The 4812-nt window shown below is 68.4% G+C and carries 5 protein-coding genes; 2 read left to right on the top strand and 3 right to left on the bottom strand.

Annotated features, from left to right (window positions below):
• Nucleotides 1-36 precede the first annotated feature (36 nt).
• The 3 genes from PKE75_RS16470 to PKE75_RS16460 are packed head-to-tail and all read right to left on the bottom strand — an operon-like array spanning nt 37 to nt 2013.
• Entirely contained in the window at nt 37-1020 is a 984-nt protein-coding gene (locus tag PKE75_RS16470; protein WP_271169831.1) for a TauD/TfdA family dioxygenase, read from the bottom strand.
• Nucleotides 1021-1057: 37 nt separating this feature from the next.
• A complete protein-coding gene (locus tag PKE75_RS16465; RefSeq protein WP_271169830.1) occupies nt 1058-1780 on the bottom strand; it encodes a thioesterase II family protein in 723 nt (240 codons plus the stop codon).
• 5 nt (nt 1781-1785) lie between these two features.
• Nucleotides 1786-2013 (bottom strand): MbtH family protein, encoded by a 228-nt coding sequence (locus PKE75_RS16460; RefSeq protein ID WP_271169829.1) that lies wholly within the window; start codon nt 2011-2013, stop codon nt 1786-1788.
• A gap of 336 nt (nt 2014-2349) precedes the next feature.
• Here PKE75_RS16460 and PKE75_RS16455 point away from each other — a divergent pair, with 336 nt between their 5' ends.
• Both PKE75_RS16455 and PKE75_RS16450 read left to right on the top strand, forming a co-directional pair.
• Complete coding sequence (locus tag PKE75_RS16455; RefSeq protein WP_271169828.1) at nt 2350-3453, top strand: GNAT family N-acetyltransferase; 1104 nt, start codon at nt 2350-2352, stop codon at nt 3451-3453.
• A 21-nt stretch (nt 3454-3474) separates the two neighbouring features.
• Nucleotides 3475-4812, top strand: coding sequence for a lysine N(6)-hydroxylase/L-ornithine N(5)-oxygenase family protein (locus tag PKE75_RS16450; protein WP_271169827.1), 1338 nt, complete (start codon nt 3475-3477; stop codon nt 4810-4812).

Raw genomic sequence — 4812 nt, 5'->3', positions numbered from 1 at the left:
CGAGTCGTCTCCAGTGGTTGCCTGGCGACCCGCGCCTCAGCGCGAGCCCTGCGCCTCAGCCATGGCGACGCGGACCTTCCGCGGCCCTTTGAACGGCGCGCGGCCGTGGGCCACGAGCATGTTGTCGAGCATCGCGACGTCGCCGGGCCGCCAGGAAAAGGCGATCTTGCGGCGTTCGAGCACGCCCCTCACGACGTCGAGCGTCTCGTCCTCGATCGGCGAGCCGTCGCCATAGGTGACGTTGCGCGGAAGATCGTGCTCGTCGACGAGGTCAAGCAGCGTCGAGCGCACTTCGGGCTCGAGGTTCGAGACGTGGAACAGGTGCGCCTGGTTGAACCAGACCATCTCGCCGGTCTTCGGATGCGCCGCGACCGCCTGGCAGCGCTGCTTCGTCCGCAGCTCGCCGTCGTCCTTCCACTCGCATTCGATGCCGCGCGGACCGCAGAAGGCCTCGACCTCAGCCCGGTCGTCCGTCCCGAACACGTCGGTCCAGGAGACGTCGAGCCCTGCGCCGAAGTTGCGGACGTAGGTCAGCTCCCGCTCGGCGAAACGCGTGCGGATGTCTTCCGGCATGTCGCGATAGACCAGGCGGCTATCGGCGAGCGGCGTTTCTCCGCCCTCGGGCGCGGCTTCCTCGCAGTAGAACCAGATCTTCATCGGCCAGTCCCGCGTATAGGACTGCTCGTTGTGCAGCGGGATGTGCTGGTGCTGCGGGTATTCGGTCGAGGTGTAGACGCCGGTCTCGACCTTGGAGCGCGGCGTGGAGCCGAACTCGTAGGTCAGCAGATCATGGCCGAAGCCGGCCGCGAACTCCCGGAAGGCCGAGGCTCCGTTCAGCCGGAAGCCGCGGAACAGCAGCCCGCCCGCGACGGGAAGGTGATGGTCGGCGAGCCGTTTGAGCTCCGGGAGGGCGTCGATCAGCGACAGGCCGGCGGGGTCCGCCTCCACCAGCAGCGGAAGCGCCGCCCCCTCGGAGAGCGGCTTCGCGGTCAGCGCCCGGCGATCGAGAACATCGGTCATCTGTCATTCGCTCCTTGACGTTTGGGAGCCCCGGAACTCAGGCCGCGGCGCGGGCGGCGGTCATGGCCGAGAGGCCGGCTGCGACGAAGTCGAGCGCTTCGCGCTCCTGGCCGTGGATGAAGAAGTGACCGCCCTCGAACAGGCGCATCGCGAAGCCGGCCGAAGTTTCGGCTTCCCACGCCGCGATCGCGTCTGGCGCCACGTCGTCCTGGGCGCCGCCGAGCGCCGTGATCGGGCAAGGCAGCGGGGCGCGCGGCCGGCGGACATATCCGCCGGACATCAGGAAATCGGCCCGCAGCGCCGGCAGCACGAGCGCCATCAGCTCGGGGGCGGCGAGCGCCTCCTCGGGCGTTCCGCCGAGGCGGCGAAGCTCGTCGAGAAGCCTTTCGTCCGACATCGGCGCCGCCCTGCCGCGGTCGTCCCGCAGCGCAGGCGCAGCCGAGGCGGAGGCGAACAGGCGCAACGGCGGCGGCGCGCCGCGATCGATCAGCGCGTGCGCGAGTTCGAAGGCCACGACCGCGCCGATGCTATGGCCGAACAGCGCGTAGCGCGAGCCGACATGCGGCCGAAGCTCCGCGGCGAGATCCTGCGCCAGCGCGACGAGATCGGTCCGCGGCGCTTCGCCGGCTCTCGCGCCGCGCCCCGGCGTCTCTACCGGACGCACTGAGATCCACGACGGCAGCGCCTTCGTCCATCGCAGATAGCCCTGGGCGGTCGCGCCGGAATGCGGCAGGCAGAAAAGCCGGATCGTGTCGCTCACGGCGCTCAGCTCGGCCGGTCTGAATCAGCGGCGGCGTCCATGTGCCGACGGAGGCTGAGCGGACGCATGTCGGTCCAGACCTCGTCGATATAGGCGAGGCATTCGGCCTTAGGCCCGGTCTTGCCGACTGTGCGCCAGCCCGCCGGAACGTCGCGGTAAGTCGGCCAGATCGAGTATTGTTCTTCGTGGTTTACGACCACATGGAACACGCCGTCTTCGCGGTCAAACGCCATGATGGGAACCATCCACAAGCTATTTACTAGTCTTGAATGGCGCAGGAATAAGCACGCGCCAACGCCAATATCAAGTGAAATTTCTATATACACCCTTTGTAAGACTTATGACTTAGGGATCGAATTTGTAATTATTATAAGAAGAGTTCTATAGAGGCGATGATTACGAATTAGGCGATGATTTGGACTTTACATTGCTTTCGAAAGGCCGATGGTGTTCGCGCCCCTCGCAGCGTCCGGGGCGGGTTTGTTTTCGGCCGGCGGCGATATCGGCGTCCGGGCGGACGTCCACTCACGGCTCTATGGACCGGCCCGGTTGGGCTCGGGAGACGAAGCATGCAGGATCACCTCGCGTCCGCACGGGAGTTCGTCGCCTTCTCGGCGCGCGGCCGCCCGCTCAGGATCGTCGGCCGCGACGGGGCTGTGACGGTCGGCGACGCGCGACGGGCCGGGGCCGGGGTCGACTTCGCCTGTCCAGACGGCGGCGACACGCTTCGGCTCGTCTCCGACCCGCCGTCCGATCCGGGGGATTTCCGCGACGCCGCCCTCGCAGCGCTCGAAGCCGCCTTCGCCTGGTTTCCCGACAGGGACGTCCTCGCGGTCGAAGCGCCGGCGCGCGAGGCCTGGTTCGAGCCGCTCGTCGCGCGCGGCGTCCTGACGCGCGCGGACAACCGCCTGCTGGCCCGCGCCGACGCCCTCATGCAGCAGCCGGCCCTCTGGCTCGCACGGGGCGAGGAGCCGCCGTTCCCGGAGCGCTTCGTTCTTTCGGGCGACCGCCGCCATCCCCTGCGGCGGCCGAAGCCCGAGGGCGTCACCTACGCCCGGTTCATCCCGTGGCTCGGCGAGACCCTGACGTTCCGGGCGGCCGCGGTGGAGGACGATCTCGACGTATTCCACCGCTGGATGAACGACCCGCGGGTGGCCTCCTTCTGGAGCGAGAGCGGCGACCTCGAACACCACCGCCGCTACCTCGAGGACCTGATCGCCGATCCGCACATGATCCCGATGATCAGCGCCTTCGACGGCGTCCCCTTCGCCTATTTCGAGATCTACTGGGCCAAGGAGAACCGCCTCGCGCCGTTCTACGACGTGGACGACTATGACCGCGGCTGGCACGTGGCGGTTGGCGAGGCGAGCCGGCGCGGCGGCGCTTATATCGCCGCTTGGCTGCCCTCGCTCATGCACTTCATGTTCCTCGACGATCCGCGCACGCGACGCATCGTCGGCGAACCTGCCGCTTCGCACGTCCAGCAGATCCGGAATCTCGAGCGGTCCGGCTTCGCGAGGATCAAAACCTTCGACTTCCCTCACAAGCGCGCGGCGCTCGTGAGCCTGCTGCGCGAGCGGTTCTTCGCCGACAGGCTATGGCTGCCCGCGCAAGGCCGGGAGGTCGGATCGCCCGCGTCGGCCGCTCCCCTCCCCCTCGCAGGCGCCGCCTGAGAACGCCCGGAGCGCTCCACCATGAAGCCTAACCCGGCGGCCCCTCTCGACGTCCTTGGCGTCGGCTTCGGCCCCTCGAACCTCGCGACCGCGATCGCGATCGAGGAGAGCAACAGGCGACTGCGGCCGGCCTGCTCCTACGTCTTCGTCGAGAGGCAGGACGGCTTCGTCTGGCATCGCGACATGCTGCTGCCGGACAGCGACATGCAGATCTCCTTCATCAAGGACCTCGTGACGCTGAGGGAGCCGACAAGCCCGTTCAGCTTCATGAACTACCTGCATGAGAAGGGCCGGCTTGAGGCCTTCATCAACCGCAAGTCCTTCTTTCCGAGCCGGATCGAGTTCAATGACTATCTGCGCTGGGCCGCCGCCCGCTTCGAGGACGGCTGCCGCTACGGCGAGGAGGCGCTGTCGATCGAGCCGGAGGTTTCGAGCGACGGCGTCGTGCGGTCGCTTGCGGTGCGGACGCGCGGCGCCGGCGGCGAGGAGATCGTAAGGCGGACCCACGACCTGGTGCTCGCGGTCGGAGGCGCGCCTCATGTCCCGCCGACCTTCGCGGACCTCGCCCGAGACCCGCGCCTGTTTCATTCGTCGCGCTATCTGCGGGCGGTCGCCTGCCTCGGGCTCGAGCGCAAGCCTGGCGCGACGATCGCGGTGGTCGGCGCCGGCCAGAGCGCGGCCGAGATCGCCCTGGACCTCCACGGGCGCTTTCCCGAGGCCACCATCGACATGCTGTTCCGCGGCTCGACGTTGAAGCCCGCGGACGACACGCCTTTCGTCAACGAGATCTTCAACCCCGAGTTCACCGACCTCGTCTTCTCGCAGCCGGAGGAGCGGCGGCGCGAGATTATCGCCGAGTTCCGCGACACCAACTACGCGGTGATCGACGCCGACCTGCTCGGGCGGCTCTATGAAATCCTCTATCAGCAGCGCGTGCTCGGCGACGCCAGGCTGCGTCTCCAGGGCCGGATCGAGGTGGCCGACGCCGCGCTCGCCGACGACGGCGTCCGCATGGCGGTCGTCCGCTCAGGCGGCGGCGAGCGGACGACGCGCCGTTACGACGCCGTGGTGCTTGCGACCGGCTATGAGCGCGACATCCGGCATCCGCTGCTCGCTCCCCTCGCCGAGCACCTCGAGGACTTCGAGGTCGGGCGCGACTACCGGCTGAGGGCGCACCCGGATTTCTGGCCGCGGGTCCACGTCCAGGGGTTTTCGGAGGACACCCACGGCCTCAGCGACACGCTGCTCTCGGTGCTCGCGATCCGCTCGCAGGAGATCGCCCTGTCGCTGGTGGAATCGAAGCGCCACCGCCTCGCCCAGGCCGCCTCGGATCCGGGCTGGATGGCCCAGGCCGGCTGA

Origin of the sequence: Hansschlegelia plantiphila (assembly GCF_027922265.1) — a bacterium.
Classification (GTDB): Bacteria; Pseudomonadota; Alphaproteobacteria; order Rhizobiales; family Methylopilaceae; genus Methylopila; species Methylopila plantiphila.
This window is presented reverse-complemented; position numbering and strand designations above follow the sequence as displayed.